Origin of the sequence: Lysobacter sp. TY2-98 (genome assembly GCF_003367355.1) — a bacterium.
Lineage (GTDB): Bacteria > Pseudomonadota > Gammaproteobacteria > Xanthomonadales > Xanthomonadaceae > Cognatilysobacter.
In genome coordinates, this window is the sequence record NZ_CP031413.1 from 510,687 (window position 1) to 524,216 (window position 13,530).

General features: G+C 63.6%; 15 protein-coding genes. 1 reads left to right on the forward strand and 14 read right to left on the reverse strand.

Annotated features, from left to right (window positions below; genetic code table 11):
• Positions 1 to 323: 323 nt before the first annotated feature.
• The 10 genes from DWG18_RS02485 to DWG18_RS15190 form a co-directional block, all read right to left on the reverse strand.
• Positions 324 to 1,106 (reverse strand): hypothetical protein, encoded by a 783-nt coding sequence (locus DWG18_RS02485; RefSeq protein ID WP_115645097.1) that lies wholly within the window; start codon positions 1,104 to 1,106, stop codon positions 324 to 326.
• A gap of 96 nt (positions 1,107 to 1,202) precedes the next feature.
• Positions 1,203 to 1,583, reverse strand: a complete 381-nt coding sequence (locus DWG18_RS02490; RefSeq protein WP_115645099.1) for a hypothetical protein — start codon at positions 1,581 to 1,583, stop codon at positions 1,203 to 1,205.
• A 477-nt stretch (positions 1,584 to 2,060) separates the two neighbouring features.
• Complete coding sequence (locus DWG18_RS02495) at positions 2,061 to 2,471, reverse strand: hypothetical protein (protein ID WP_162823674.1); 411 nt, start codon at positions 2,469 to 2,471, stop codon at positions 2,061 to 2,063.
• 151 nt (positions 2,472 to 2,622) lie between these two features.
• Positions 2,623 to 2,925 (reverse strand): Imm41 family immunity protein, encoded by a 303-nt coding sequence (locus tag DWG18_RS02500; protein WP_115645103.1) that lies wholly within the window; start codon positions 2,923 to 2,925, stop codon positions 2,623 to 2,625.
• 72 nt (positions 2,926 to 2,997) lie between these two features.
• Complete coding sequence (locus DWG18_RS15180) at positions 2,998 to 3,417, reverse strand: hypothetical protein (RefSeq protein ID WP_162823675.1); 420 nt, start codon at positions 3,415 to 3,417, stop codon at positions 2,998 to 3,000.
• A gap of 444 nt (positions 3,418 to 3,861) precedes the next feature.
• Entirely contained in the window at positions 3,862 to 4,155 is a 294-nt protein-coding gene (locus tag DWG18_RS15185) for a hypothetical protein (RefSeq protein WP_162823676.1), read from the reverse strand.
• Positions 4,156 to 5,125: 970 nt separating this feature from the next.
• The gene (locus DWG18_RS02515) at positions 5,126 to 5,509 is read right to left on the reverse strand and encodes a pentapeptide repeat-containing protein (RefSeq protein WP_115645107.1); all 384 of its coding nucleotides are present in this window, start codon (positions 5,507 to 5,509) and stop codon (positions 5,126 to 5,128) included.
• A 17-nt stretch (positions 5,510 to 5,526) separates the two neighbouring features.
• A complete protein-coding gene (locus tag DWG18_RS02520; protein ID WP_115645109.1) occupies positions 5,527 to 6,258 on the reverse strand; it encodes an alpha/beta hydrolase in 732 nt (243 codons plus the stop codon).
• A gap of 67 nt (positions 6,259 to 6,325) precedes the next feature.
• A complete protein-coding gene (locus DWG18_RS02525) occupies positions 6,326 to 6,766 on the reverse strand; it encodes an Hsp70 family protein (protein WP_162823677.1) in 441 nt (146 codons plus the stop codon).
• Positions 6,767 to 7,198: 432 nt separating this feature from the next.
• A complete protein-coding gene (locus tag DWG18_RS15190; RefSeq protein WP_162823678.1) occupies positions 7,199 to 7,573 on the reverse strand; it encodes a hypothetical protein in 375 nt (124 codons plus the stop codon).
• A 646-nt stretch (positions 7,574 to 8,219) separates the two neighbouring features.
• Here DWG18_RS15190 and DWG18_RS02535 point away from each other — a divergent pair.
• A complete protein-coding gene (locus tag DWG18_RS02535) occupies positions 8,220 to 9,170 on the forward strand; it encodes an integron integrase (RefSeq protein WP_240318626.1) in 951 nt (316 codons plus the stop codon).
• A gap of 150 nt (positions 9,171 to 9,320) precedes the next feature.
• Here the strand turns inward: DWG18_RS02535 and DWG18_RS02540 are convergent, their stop codons facing one another.
• The 4 genes from DWG18_RS02540 to DWG18_RS02555 all read right to left on the reverse strand — a co-directional run bounded on the left by DWG18_RS02540 (position 9,321) and on the right by DWG18_RS02555 (position 13,499).
• Positions 9,321 to 10,787, reverse strand: a complete 1,467-nt coding sequence (locus DWG18_RS02540; RefSeq protein ID WP_115645117.1) for a sigma-54 dependent transcriptional regulator — start codon at positions 10,785 to 10,787, stop codon at positions 9,321 to 9,323.
• Entirely contained in the window at positions 10,784 to 11,173 is a 390-nt protein-coding gene (locus DWG18_RS02545; protein WP_115645119.1) for a response regulator transcription factor, read from the reverse strand. The genes DWG18_RS02540 and DWG18_RS02545 overlap by 4 nt, the downstream gene beginning before the upstream one ends.
• A gap of 19 nt (positions 11,174 to 11,192) precedes the next feature.
• On the reverse strand, positions 11,193 to 12,602 hold the full coding sequence (gene rpoN, locus DWG18_RS02550; RefSeq protein ID WP_115645121.1) for an RNA polymerase factor sigma-54: 1,410 nt from the start codon (positions 12,600 to 12,602) through the stop codon (positions 11,193 to 11,195).
• A 240-nt stretch (positions 12,603 to 12,842) separates the two neighbouring features.
• Positions 12,843 to 13,499 (reverse strand): response regulator transcription factor, encoded by a 657-nt coding sequence (locus DWG18_RS02555; RefSeq protein ID WP_115645123.1) that lies wholly within the window; start codon positions 13,497 to 13,499, stop codon positions 12,843 to 12,845.
• Positions 13,500 to 13,530 lie beyond the last annotated feature (31 nt).

A 13,530-nucleotide genomic window follows, 5' to 3' on the forward strand; every position in this document is an offset into this window, starting at 1 on the left:
CTAACACGAGCCGGGATTGTAGGCCCGGGATCCCGCCACTCGTCGCCCGCAAGTGTCTCGATCGGTGGGAAATCGGTCTGGCACCATTGGCGCAACTGCCTACTCGAGAGCGAGCACGTGAGCACTAACGACCTGTGGGCGTTTCGGGGAGACAAACCTCGGCTTGTAGCGTTCGTAGCCCGTGAGATCCGGCTCGTTCTGGTCGCCGCGCTGGTAGCTCTTGGATATTTTCTGCGGTAGCGGCGAATTTCTGGTGCGGGGCCTAACACCTGAGTTAAGCCGCGCCGCGAAGCGGCGTCGGCTTGGACGAATTGTTAGGCCCCCTAGAGGTGAGCGATGAGCGCATTGATGTTCTCTAGCAAGGCGTCGTAGTCAGCCTTGTACTGAGGATTGCGGACCTCTTTGGGTCGCATGACCAAGCCCTTTTCTGCGGCGTGGAGCGTGTCGCCCTCCCTGCGGTGCCAAATGAGCTGGGTGATGTCCGCCATCATGGACTTGGCAGCCTCGACATTCCGAGGTGCATTTATGCAGTACCGCCACGAGCCTAAGACGATATCCATGGCCGAGCTAAGGTGCGACGCGTTAATGCTTGTTGACGAAAATAGTGTGATGCGATCTAGGAGGACGGCTGGATCGTCAGGGAAGGAAAGCCCGCCCGAAAACTTCTGGGCCAGATAGCTAAATTCCATCCCGTCAGGCAGGCGGTCCATGGCGACAATGCCATACGATCCTTCCACGGTAAGGAAGTAGTTGAATTTGCCTATGACGTGATCCGCGCCCCACTCAACGACCTGTTGAATTGGCTGATTTCGAGCAATCTGGTGGTGCACCACGTATGCGATGAACCTGCAGCTGTGGGCTATGCAAGCGGCAATTACTTGACGCTTTGCATCAGTAGCTTCAGCTAGGGTGACATGCTCGGGCCGGCTGTTCGTATCAAACTTCAGTGCATCTGCCGGCGCGTATGAATGGTTGGACCGAATCTCAGCGATCGCGGCGTGTAAAGCAGGCACGCTACTCATTGGAACAATGAGGCCGCCATACACGAAGAAGCGCGCGTCATCGGAGTGCGCTCTATTTGTTTCGTCGGTCAGGAGAATGAACATGGGGGCCTAACACCTGAGTTAAGCCGCGCCGCGAAGCGGCGTCGGCTTGGACGAATTGTTAGGCGGCTCAGCCCACGACTGCCACATTTTCACCTGTTACCCGACAGCCAAGAAGCCCGCCGGCCCTTCAATCTGCCACGCCTCGTAGCCGCTCGAATCAGCGATTACCTGGAACGTGAGGTTGCCGAGCACGACGGTCAGATCTCTGGTGCCGGCGGATGCCAGCAACGACGACACAGGCTTACCGACAAGGGCTGCCGCGAGCTCAGGGATGGCGCGCACCGGTGATGCCCGCCCAAAAAGCTGCCCCTCGTCGCCGCTGGTGAGCACTAGGCAGTCATCCGACAGAAGGCGCCAGAGCGACTCAACTTGGATGCGATACCCACCGGAGAGCCTAAGCACGCACGGCAGGGCCTCCCACTGCTCGACGGCCTCGACGGTGAGGTTCAAAAGCTGCGCTGTCCACGAACTGTCCATTAGCCGCCTAACACCTGAGTTAAGCCGCGCCGCGAAGCGGCGTCGGCTTGGACGAATTGTTAGGCCTTAGCGGATCCATGCCAGCGTTTGGCCGAGATAACAGTTGCCCCGCATGGCCAGATGACCGGCGCTAACGGAAGTTTCGAAATAGCGGACCTGATCGCCGGACCGAAGCCTGGCGCGAAGCTCCTGCCAGCCGAGCTCGCCAGAAGCTTCACGTTCTACCGACGTAACCGATACGAGTTGGCCCAGCTTAACCACGTTCTTGGGCATGGAAGCACACACGAAAGGTTCAACAGCTCGCTCAGGGGTGGACCAGCGGACGTAGCTGCCGACGGCGAGCGCTGCTAAGCCGGCCAATGCAGCGCTTAGCGCCGCGACGCGACGAGCCTTTGGTTGGAGTGCCATCGAAGTTGGTCTAAGGCCTAACACCTGAGTTAAGCCGCGCCGCGAAGCGGCGTCGGCTTGGACGAATTGTTAGAGGGCACCGACACGACTGTGCCAACTGTGAGTTTCGGCCAGACGGCCACGGTACTCCCGCTCTGCAGTCGTGACGAGCGAATTTACGTCGAAGTTGAACGAGACGACTCTTTTGCGATTGGTAGCTAAAAGGTCAGTGCGGATATCCGCTTCCACTATGGCTTTGGAGATTGCCGCGATCGGTATGCTCAGCTGTTCCAAGCGCGCCGAAAACCACGCCTGCAGTTCATGGGCGATGAAGAGGTGCGGCTCGGCACCGCTGGAGTGGGTTGCGTGACCCCTAAGTACATCGATCTCAAGCCTGCCATCTGGCAGGTTGGCTAGTGATTCCAAGTCGTCGCCCATGCGCCAGCCAACGAGCATCGGACAAAGAGTGTTGGCGATGTCTTGCAGCACTTTGCGACGCACTGGCACTGCCCTCTAACACCTGAGTTAAGCCGCGCCACGAAGTGGCGTCGGCTTGGACGAATTGTTAGCTGCCAGACGACAGCAGCGGGTTGCGCTCATCGAAGCCGGCTGAGAGGTCGGGCATTTCACCGGCGAAGAAGCCCTCAAACACCTACTGAAGCCGCTCTTTAGCCTCGTAGAGCTTCTCGGGCTCCATGTTTTTGATTGTGTAGACATCGTTCGGATCGAGGTGTGCAGCTAAGAGGCTGAAAGTAGCGCTGAAGAGCCGAAATGCTCGTCGGCGTAGCTCCGGATCGGAGCCGACCGCGCCGACAAGTTGAAACAGCGCCCATTCCACTTTCCAGTACTCGTCCTGTGACCAGGTTGCATCCTCGTATAGACATGCCCTGAAGGAAGTTTCGTCGAACTCGCCGGACCACGGGTGGTTTCTCGCAATTACCGTGTAGGCATCCATGGCAGCTAACACCTGAGTTAAGCCGCGCCGCGAAGCGGCGTCGGCTTGGACGAATTGTTAGCGCCCATGCTACTAGCGGACCGGTGGCAAGGTGACGACGCGAACTTGAGATATTTGCCCGACACCTGGGTTACGCCCGTGCGAATCAAAGTAGACGATCGGACCGTACGTGGCGAAATAGGCGCCGCCCACTTCAAAAGTGTCTTGAACGACGACCAGGCGGTATCCGCGTCCGACGTAGTGCTGGCCCAAGAACTGCTTGACCTTAGGCGGCGCCACGCTACGGGCGTGGACAGGGCGGCTGCCAGCCAGGACGGCGCAGACGTCCTCTTGTGCCTCAAGGATCGCCCGGCGGGCGTCGGCGGGCAGGTCACGATCCTCCATGCCGGCAATGGGGCTGCACGGCGTGAACCGCTGACGCGACTCTGCATCTTGTTTGGGGGCGCAGCCGAGTAGTGCAGTTGCCACCACAAGTGCCAAGAAGGGCTTCATGGGCGCTAACACCTGAGTTAAGCCGCGCCGCGAAGCGGCGTCGGCTTGGACGAATTGTTAGGCCTACAGCGACTTAGGGTCAGGGAAGTCTTCGTAGCCGGCATACATGGCATACCCAGCGTAGCTCGCGTAAGGGGCGTATCCGCCGCGCCTACCGTACGGGCTAAAGCCATAGCCTTGCCAGCCCTTCTTGCTGAGGCACGTGCTAAGCCAAGTGTCATTCATGACTTCGCCGAGGTAGTTGCCTCTTGGGCCATAGATGTCTGTGCCCTGCAGCTTGCCGACGTGCTTTCCGTCGTACGTCCAAAGGTCTTCGCCTTCGAGATACCCGAAGCACTTACCGCTCCACGTCCACATCCAGACCATAGCGATCTCCCCATGTAGGCCTAACACCTGAGTTAAGCCGCGCCGCGAAGCGGCGTCGGCTTGGACGAATTGTTAGGCCTACGGTAGCAACTCTTCGGCCCCAACGCCGCTCGGCCACGTTTCCGGCTGAAAGGAAACAACCGCAGAAGGCGCGAACGATTTAAGTTCACCCGCTAGAGCACGGCCGGTGGAATTGAACGCCTCGAGCTCCGACGCATTCCACTCTTTGCGGTTCCAGTACCGCTCTATCCAAGCATCGAATGCGTCACCGAGCGCCTGAGGCAGTGAGAGATCGGCGTGTTCGACCATGCCGTGGCGAAATGGCCCGATATCTCCATCCGCCCAGATGCCGGATGAGCCGTAGTCAGCCATGACGCGAAGCTTCGGTTGCGATGACATTTGTTCGGAGGCCTAACACCTGAGTTAAGCCGCGCCGCGAAGCGGCGTCGGCTTGGACGAATTGTTAGGCGCAACGATACCGCTGCGGAGCACGATCTAGAAGCTAGGACAGGGGAGGGCGCCGCGACGACGCCTGCCTGGGCTGCCGGGAGCGAAACGCCCGCGATAGGAATCAACAGCGCCCGCGAAGTGCCACCCGACGCGACGGCGGAGCGCGAAAGATCGGGCGCTGCGGTCATGCCCGCCGAGCACGTGGCCAGCGACGCTGCCGGCTGGCAGTTGGGCGCGATTCGGTGTGACCGAAGACGGCTTGGAATCGGTGAGCTGTGCGCGACAGCGGGCAGCGATGCGATGAGCTTGAGATGGACTGCGGCGCGAGAGATTACGAGTGAAGCCGCGTGCAACGCAGGCGGCGCAACGCGTTAACCTCTCAGAGCATTTTCAGCTGATGCCTAACACCTGAGTTAAGCCGCGCCGCGAAGCGGCGTCGGCTTGGACGAATTGTTAGGCGCAACGATACCGCTGCGGAGCACGATCTAGAAGCTAGGACAGGGAAGAGCGCCGCGACGACGCCTGCCTGGGCTGCCGGGAGCGAAACGCCCGCGATAGGAATCAGTGGCGCCCGCGAAGTGCCACCCGACCCGATGGCGGCGCGGGAAAGATCGGGCGCTGCGGTCATGCCCGCCGAGCACGCGGCCTGCGACGCTGCCGCCTGACAGTCGGGCGCGATTCCGTGTGACCGAAGACGGCTTGGAATCGGTGAGCTGCGCGCGAAAGCGGGCAGCGATGCGATGAGCTTGAGATGGACGATGCGCGAGAGATTGCGAGTGAAGCCGCGTGCAACGCAGGCGGCGCAACGCGCCAACCTCTCAGAGCATTCTCAGCTGATGCCTAACACCTGAGTTAAGCCGCGCCGCGAAGCGGCGTCGGCTTGGACGAATTGTTAGGCCTCAGCCGGAACAAGGCTGCCGAGCCCAATACAGTTCTTCTGAGTGCAACCGTACCAGACGGTTTCATTGAACTCGCATTCGCCCTGCAGATTATCCGGACCGAAGGTGCAGTCCTCGAACCGACAGTCGACGAATCGGCACCCGGAGAAAATGGCTCCGCGAAAGGCGCAGCCGGTAAAGGTGCAGCCAACGAACAGGCCCAAGTTGAAATGTGGCCAGTACCAATCAATTCCGTGAAGAGTGCAGAACAAGAAGGCCGAGCCGATGTGGCCCCCTTCGATCGACGGAACGGCCAGTTCGCAGTAGCGCAAGACAGAATCATCGAGGAGCTTCGACAGCTCCGATGCTTCTGTGACGAGCGCTTGTTCCTTCAACATGAGGCCTAACACCTGAGTTAAGCCGCGCCGCGAAGCGGCGTCGGCTTGGACGAATTGTTAGGGCCCAAGCCTAGCGCAAACGCAGCAACGGCCTGAGCACTCTGTTGCGTTGCAGTTTGAAGTAGGAGATGCGGACCTAGGAGCGCGATTGTTTGGCACGAGGGTAGCGACTTCGCCAGCTCGGCGGAGGCTGAGGCTGCCAGCAGGCGATCGTTGTTGGCAGTGAGCTGCAGGACCGGCACGCGAATGCGGCCGAGCAGCTCCGAGACATCAACGCACATAGCCGCGGCCGCACGTAAGCGAAGAACAGCCGGAGTGACGGACTGCAGAGCTGCCGCGAGCTGGGCCTGCAAATGCGGCGTAGCCCACGCGCCGAGGAGCGCCCAAGACAGCAGGGGCATCGGTGGCCGCGCGGGTGCAAACCGGACTAACGGAGCGAGGGCTGAGATACCGCGCACGGGCGCGCGGGCAAACGTGGTGGAAAGAACGAGCCCGACGAGACCTGGGGGTGGTGCCGCAGCGATGCGAATAGCCAAAGGACCAGAGAACGATTCGCCGAGCAACACGAAAGGCCGCGACGACGGCAACTGTGCTCGAGCTAGCGGCTCCAACTCGTTGTAGCCGAGCGGGCGATCGCGTGGATACGCGATTGCATGAGCAGGAACGCCACGCTCGGCAACCGCCGAGCAGAATTCTTCCAGCAAAGAAGTTGTACCGTCGAGCCCGGGAAGAATCACGACTGCGGTCATGTCGCCTCTTGGGCCCTAACACCTGAGTTAAGCCGCGCCGCGAAGCGGCGTCGGCTTGGACGAATTGTTAGGGGGCAATGCGGCGAACCACAAGTGGTGCCCCATTGTGCTGATCTATGGCCCGCAGGCTGATGCCCTGGGCATCTGCGCGAAACTCCACCGCAACGCGCGGTTCGCCGCGGCGGTCAGGCTTGAACCCAGAGATCTGGTAGTTGCCGAGAGTGTGATTGGCCTTGGCTACGGCCGCGCTTCCACGAAGCAGATGGACCGAGATTTGACCTTGTTGATCTTCTGCTGTGCTGAACGTCTGACGCGCGGTACACGGCAGCTTGCAGCCCTGCACCAGCAAAGGGGTGAAGACGCCACCGAGCGTCTCAATACCCACGGGCTCCAGCAGGACCCCGCTGGACGAGATTGCAGGCGAATTCGGCTCGGCGATAACCGTCGCGTCGTTCGCGACGCCACAGCCTGCCAAGAAGAGAAATGCTGCGCCGGCGACTGCCCTCACCTTGCCCCCTAACACCGGAGTTAAGCCGGCGCCGCGAAGCGGCGTCGGCTTGAACGACTAGTTAGAGCCCACGCAGCCGAGATGCTGGCCCCGCTGCTCCACGAGGCAAAAGTGTGGCACGAAAGCGATGACCGCGAGCAAGGCGGATCGGGGCGCCGCAGGCGCGCCGCAAGGCGAGGAAGACTGAGCTGCCGGACCGATGGCCGCCGGCAAGTTGGCGCTGCCGTTCGTAGAACAGCAACGACCTGACGAATACGGAGCAGCGCGAGCTTGCAGCTATGAACCTGCAAACCGATGTGGCCGTAAGCCAAAAAATTTGGAAAAGCGATTCACCCGACAACCGCAATGCAAGCCGGCGTGGGCGCTAACACCTGAGTTAAGCCGCGCCGCGAAGCGGCGTCGGCTTGGACGAATTGTTAGGCCACAACCCCGTTACGACGAGAGCCGCTGAATAAGTTGCGACACTTGAGGGCTAGCGGCGAGTGTGGCCACGTTTGCTGCAAACGCGACCATGCCGGCCGCGCCGCCCCCAACCTTGCGGAGCAAGCTGCTCTTGGCTGCGTGTTCTTCGCGCTTGGCGGGTCGAATGCCCTGAAGTTCATGGAGCAAACGAGCAAGCGCTTGAGGATCAGTGTCCCGAGGAAGGCCGAGCTGTTCCAGTAGGGGAGCATGGCGCAAGATTGCAATGCCGCTGCCGCCGTTCCCCTCTACGAGAAGATCTTCGGCATCGACATGTACATCGCCTTCGATGCGGATGCCGTCGCCGCCATTGTTGCGAGCAACCAGACCTTTGATTCGGATAGTCATGATCTCTCCTTTTGGGGCCTAACACCGATTCTCTTCAAAAAGTCGGGCGGTAAAGACACGCGCCACGTTGCTCGGAAAAGGATCGCACACCAGACCTTAGAAATCAGTGGGTTATCGGAACGTGTGACTTGCGGTCGTCTGACCCAGCAATTCGTACGGCTTGCGCCATCCCAACTCGATACCGCCCGACTGCGGGAGCGGTAAGCCTCCACCGCCCGGATCGGATTGTTCTGACACCCAGAAGCATCACGACCCTAGCGACTACGCAACCAATGCGCTGAACCATTACCCCATCTTCCGCGTCGTGTTGGGGACGTTACGTAGCATGGATGCTTTGGTCGCGCTTTACAGAGGAATCGGTCGGCGCTTGGGGTGGGGCGTGGCGGAGGATCCGCCGTCGGACGACTACCGGTTTCGTTCGACGAACGGCCGATGGCCGGACACACGAACGCATCTCCCGACGTCATCGGCTGCTGGAGGCGGGACGCGGCCCAAGGGCGGCCCGAGGGAGGCGGTCTCCAATTCGCCTGACGCACAACTGCCCGCCACTGAATCCCGGATCCACTGGCTAGGTGATCCTCCAGACGGCGAGGGTGCATCGACACCGACGCGCTTCAAACCGCCCGCCGACGCTGGCGGCAAGCGCCTGCTGGATCTCGTCCGCGAGCGCGTCCGCGTCCGACACTACAGCCTGCGCACGGAGCGTGCCTACGTCAGCTGGGTGCGACGCTTCGTTCTCGCGAACGGTCGTCGTCATCCTCGCGAGCTTGGCGGCGCCGAGGTCGAACGCTTCCTGACGGACCTCGCGGCGCGCGATGACGTCGCATCCGGCACGCAGAATCAGGCGCTGGCGGCGTTGCTTTTCCTGTATCGCGAAGTGCTCGGGCTCAAGCTGCCATGGATGCAGGACGTGGTGCGTGCGAAGCGTCCGCGACGCTTGCCGGTCGTGTTGTCACGTGCCGAAGTCGATCGACTGCTCGGTGCGATGGACGGCCAGGCGCGACTGATGACGGCATTGCTCTACGGCACCGGCATGCGCTTGATGGAGTGCACGCGTCTCCGCATCAAGGACGTGGACTTCGAGCGTGGCGAGATTCTCGTGCGTGAGGGAAAGGGCGACAAGGATCGTCGGGTGCCGCTTCCACAGGCATTGCGCGAGGATCTGCGTCGTGCGATCGAGCGGGCACTGCTGTTGCACCGTCATGATCTCGCGGAGGGTTTCGGCGAAGCGAAACTGCCGCACGCGCTCGCGAAGAAGTATCCGAATGCAGCGCGAGAGGCGGGCTGGCAGTTCGTGTTCGCGTCCGCGAACCGATCGGTCGACCCGCGTACGAAGCGGGCGCATCGACATCACGTCGACGACAGTTCACTGCAACGCGCGGTCAAGAAGGCGCGCACGCTCGCCGGGATCACCAAGCCTGCGACCTGCCATACATTGCGACACTCGTTCGCGACGCATCTGCTCGAAGCTGGACAGGACATTCGCACCGTACAGGAGCTTCTGGGTCACAAGGATCTCGGGACGACGCAGATCTATACGCACGTGCTGGGCCGCGGCGCGGGCGCGGTGCTGAGCCCGTTGGATCGGCAGTTCTGACAACGATCGGGCGACTGAAGTGCGAACTGCATCATGTCGCGCGAGGCTCAAGAGGCTCACGCCGACTAGGTAGGTAACGGTGCGTCACCCTCGCGGTGCTGCATCTCCCCCAGGTAGCGGCGCTCGAGCTTCGCGACTGGTCAGCAAAACTCAATCCGCGTCGCGGTCGATCCCGTATTTGCGGAGCTTTTCCACCAGCGTCGTACGACGCAGACCGAGCAGCGGCGCGGCGTGCGCGACCACGCCGTTCGCCTGCTGCAACGCGGCCTGGATCAACTCGAGTTCGAGCTCGGCCATGTGGCTCTTGAGGTCGAGACCTTCCGGCGGAAGCGTTGCGCGGGGATTGATGGTCGACGGGTCGGCGGCACCCGCGGCCGGCGCAGAGGAGGGCGTCGCACGCGTCGCGGCGATCACCGTGGCGGGCGTCGGATTCGTCATCGCCGGCTCCACGGGGAGCTCGGCGACACCCGCGCGATAGCGCGCCGGCAAGTCCGTCGCACGCACCTGGCTGTTCGGATGCAACACGGCGAGACGTTCGAGCAGGTTGTGCAGCTCGCGCACGTTGCCGGGCCAGTGATAGTGCTTGAGCACGTTCACGGCTTCGCCCGTCAACGCGACGCGGCCGCGCCCGCTTTCGGCGAGCTGCTTGGTGATGGCGGAGATCAGGTCGGGCAGGTCTTCCGTGCGCTCGCGCAGGGCAGGCATTTCGATCGGGAAGACGTTGAGGCGATAGAAGAGATCCTCGCGGAAGCCGCCCTTGGCGATCTGGTCCTCGAGGTTGCGGTGCGTCGCGGCGACGACACGTACGTTGCAGGAATACACCTGCGTGCCGCCCACGCGTTCGAACGTGCGTTCCTGCAGGACGCGAAGCAGCTTCACCTGCATCGCCATCGGCATGTCGCCGATTTCGTCGAGCAGCAGCGTGCCGCCCTCGGCCATTTCGAACCGGCCCTTGCGTTGCGTCAGCGCACCGGTGAACGCGCCCTTCTCGTGGCCGAACAGTTCGCTTTCGAGCAGGTCCGCGGGAATTGCGCCGCAGTTGATCGCGACGAACGGCTTGCCGGCGCGCTTCGATCGCTCATGGATGGTGCGCGCCGCGACTTCTTTACCCGTCCCCGACTCGCCGAGGATCAGCACGGTCGTATCGAAGCCGGCGACCTGGTCGATCATGCGATTGAGTCGCGTGACCGCTTCCGACGAACCGGTCGGCCCGACGCTCTGCTTGTCTTGGCGTTCCTCGTCGTCGATGCGCTTGAGGCTGGCGCGACGCAACGCTTCCTGCAGTTGCGGACGACGGATCGGGTAGTCGAGCGGCCAAACCGAATCGGGGTGCACCAGCGAACGCCACGGCGCGCGCTCGTCGTGGCCGGGCAACACCATCAGCGGTGAGTGCAACGGCTGGCGCGACAACCAGTCGACGAACGCCGACCACGCGCCCGGGTCACCGACGTCACCCGCCACGATCGCGACCCAGTCCGTCGCCTTCGAGCGCGCGAGGTCGAGGTCGGCCGCGTCGGCGACGAGGCGCGGGGTGAAGTCCATGAATTCCAGCAGGGTGGCGACGCGTTCTGCGCGCGCCATGTCGCCATCCACCACCAGGATGCGCGACTCGCTCATTCGGTCGCTCCGACCTCCGCCGCGCGCCCGGCCAACTTCTCGAGCAGCGGCATGACGTCGTGGATGTAGGAGAGCTTGCTGACGAAGGCGTCGGCACCGGCGCGCAGCGCGTGCTCACGGTGTTCGGCATCGTCGAAATGGCTGGCGATGACGACGTAGGGCGGGGCGTCCTGCGCCTTGATCAGGCGCGTGGCCTGAAGGCCCCCCATCTCGGGCATGGCGAGGTCCATCAGCACGACGTCGGGACGCAGCGCTTCGCACTGCGCGATCGCTTCGATGCCATTGCCGGCGGACCCGACGATGTTCACCCAGTCGAGCCGGCGCAGGTGGCGCACGGCCGCGTTGATGAAGCCTTCGTGGTCGTCGACCAGCAGGACGCTCAGCATGCAGTTCTCCTCGGATCCCTCACCGGGCCGCGTATGCGGCCACGGGGCGCTGGCGTGCCCGCGCGGGGGCGATGTCCAGCTGGTCGCGATACTTTGCCACCGTACGACGCGCGATGCGCACGCCCTGTCGCGCGAGCAGGCCGGCGATCGTCTCGTCGGCGAGCGGGGCATGCGGCAACTCGGCGTCGATCAGGCGCTTGACCATCGCCTTCACCGCCGCGCCCGAGACGTCCGCACCCTCCAGCCGCACCGCGAACAGGCGCTTGAGCTCGAAGGTGCCGCGCGGGGTCTGGATGTACTTGCCGGTGGTGATGCGCGAGACCGTCGACTCGTGCATGCCGATCGCGTCGGCGACTTCGCGCAGGGTCAGCGGCGCGATCGCCTCTTCGCCCTGATCGAGGAAGGCCCGCTGACGTTCCACCAGCACCTGGGTCGTGCGCAGCAACGTGTCGTTGCGCATGGCGATGCCGCGCACCAGCCACCGTGCTTCGTCCAGAAGACCGCGGAGCGCGGAGACGTCGCCACTGGCACCGGACAGGCCGGATTCGCAATGCGCGGAGATGCGCACTTTCGGAAGCGTCCTGCCGTTGAGGTTCACGCGCCATTGCCCGCCGAGCTTGCGCACCACGACGTCCGGCACGACGTGATCGTCGTCGCGGATCGAAGGCTCGGGCACCGGGCAGGCGTCGAGCGAGAGGATCAACGCGACCGCCGCGTTCGCGGCTTCGACGCTGCAGTCGAGTGCATCCGCCAGGGCGCGGCCGTCGTGGCGGGCGAGGGTGGCGAGGTGATCGCGGACGATGCGCCCGGCGAGATCGCGTTCGCCGCAGGCGGGCAGGCGATGGAGCTGCGCGACCAGGCACTCGCAGGCGTCGACCGCGCAGAGGCCCGCCCAGTCGCCGTGCAGCAGGCGCAGGCGGACGATTTCCATGGCTTTCGCATCGACGCCGAGTTCCGCGGCGCCCTCAGCGGTCAGGGTGGCGAGCTCGCCTTCCAGCAGGCCGGAGTCCGCGGTGCGGTCCAGCCACCACGCGGCGATCAGCAGGTCGCCGGCCGACCAGTCGAGGCGCAGCTCCTTCAGCAGGCGCAGGCGCCAGTCGCTGAATTCGCCGTCGGCGATCCGGGCGGTGGCGTCGTCATCCCCCACGGTGACGCCGCCACTCATGCCCGACAGGAACTGCGGTTCCGGAAGCTCGTCCCAGGCCGAAGCTTCGAACGATGCTTCGTCCGACGCGGCCTCACGGCTGTCCGCATCGGTCTCGCCGGCCTCGTCGCCTTCGTCGAGTTCCAGCATCGGATTCCGGTCCAGCGCCTGGCGCAGCTCCATTTCGAGCTGGGGGGCGGTCAGCTGCAGCAGCCGGATCGACTGCAGGAGCTGCGGCGTCAGGTTGAGCGACTGCGACATCTGCGCGCGAACCGACGCTTTCATTCGACTCTCCCTGGACCGGTTTCGTTAGTACGGCATGAATCCTGCAGCGCATCGTGCAGGAGCCGTGCCAGACGCCAGATCAGGGCGATCCCGACGCGGCGGCCACGGGAGATGTCGGGGCTGTCGGGGAATGCCCTACGCCGCTGCCGGTATTTCGACGCGAAATGTGGCGGCCTCCGAAAAAGCGCGGCCGGTCCGGTGGGCTAGCTGAACAGTTGCCCGACGAACGGTCGGGCTCGCTCAGGGCGAGGACGCGTCCTTCGACGGCACCCGCGAACTCCACTGCACCGCGGTGCGCACCAGCTCGACCGCGTTGCGGCAGCCGAGCGCTTCCATCAGGCGCGCGCGATGCGTTTCCACGGTCTTGACCGAGATGCCGAGGTCCGCAGCGATTTGCTTGGTCGTGCGACCCGCGCCGAGCGCGGCCAGGATCTCGCGCTGCCGCGGCGGCAAGGTGGCAGGATCGGTGCCCTTGCGCGGACGCGCGCCGGCATCGCCGAGCATCGCCGTCGACACCTGCGGGCTGAGAAAGACGCGGCCGGCGAATGCGGCGCGCAGGGCGATGTCCAGCTCCGCCGGCGCGGCTTCCTTGACCACGAACCCCTGCGCGCCCCGCGCAAGCGCTTCCCGTACGTGGGCACCGTCGTCGTGCATGGACATGATCACGACCGCGGTGTCCGGCGCGACGCGCCGCAGTTCCTCCAGCGTGTCGAAGCCGTTGCGGCCGGGCATGGAGAGGTCGAGCAGCACCACATGCGGATGCAGGTCGCGCGTGCGCATCACGGCTTCGTCGCCGCTCGCCGCTTCGCCGACCACCTCGATCCCGTCGAACGACTCGACGAGCCGGCGCAGGCCGGCGCGGATCAGGGTGTGGTCGTCGCAGATGAGGACGCGCACGCAGCTCGGATCGGGGGAGGTGGCCGCACCT

Excerpts from the sequence above, each read along its gene's own strand:
- DWG18_RS15190 (WP_162823678.1), bottom strand. The coding sequence starts at position 7,573 with ATGACTATCCGAATCAAAGGTCTGGTTGCTCGCAACAATGGCGGCGAC.
- DWG18_RS02515 (WP_115645107.1), bottom strand. The coding sequence starts at position 5,509 with ATGTTGAAGGAACAAGCGCTCGTCACAGAAGCATCGGAGCTGTCGAAG.
- DWG18_RS02485 (WP_115645097.1), bottom strand. The coding sequence starts at position 1,106 with ATGTTCATTCTCCTGACCGACGAAACAAATAGAGCGCACTCCGATGAC.
- DWG18_RS02545 (WP_115645119.1), bottom strand. The coding sequence starts at position 11,173 with ATGCTGAGCGTCCTGCTGGTCGACGACCACGAAGGCTTCATCAACGCG.
- DWG18_RS02520 (WP_115645109.1), bottom strand. The coding sequence starts at position 6,258 with ATGACCGCAGTCGTGATTCTTCCCGGGCTCGACGGTACAACTTCTTTG.
- DWG18_RS02540 (WP_115645117.1), bottom strand. The coding sequence starts at position 10,787 with ATGAGCGAGTCGCGCATCCTGGTGGTGGATGGCGACATGGCGCGCGCA.
- DWG18_RS02490 (WP_115645099.1), bottom strand. The coding sequence starts at position 1,583 with ATGGACAGTTCGTGGACAGCGCAGCTTTTGAACCTCACCGTCGAGGCC.
- rpoN (WP_115645121.1), bottom strand. The coding sequence starts at position 12,602 with ATGAAAGCGTCGGTTCGCGCGCAGATGTCGCAGTCGCTCAACCTGACG.
- DWG18_RS15185 (WP_162823676.1), bottom strand. The coding sequence starts at position 4,155 with ATGGCTGACTACGGCTCATCCGGCATCTGGGCGGATGGAGATATCGGG.
- DWG18_RS02500 (WP_115645103.1), bottom strand. The coding sequence starts at position 2,925 with ATGGATGCCTACACGGTAATTGCGAGAAACCACCCGTGGTCCGGCGAG.
- DWG18_RS15180 (WP_162823675.1), bottom strand. The coding sequence starts at position 3,417 with ATGAAGCCCTTCTTGGCACTTGTGGTGGCAACTGCACTACTCGGCTGC.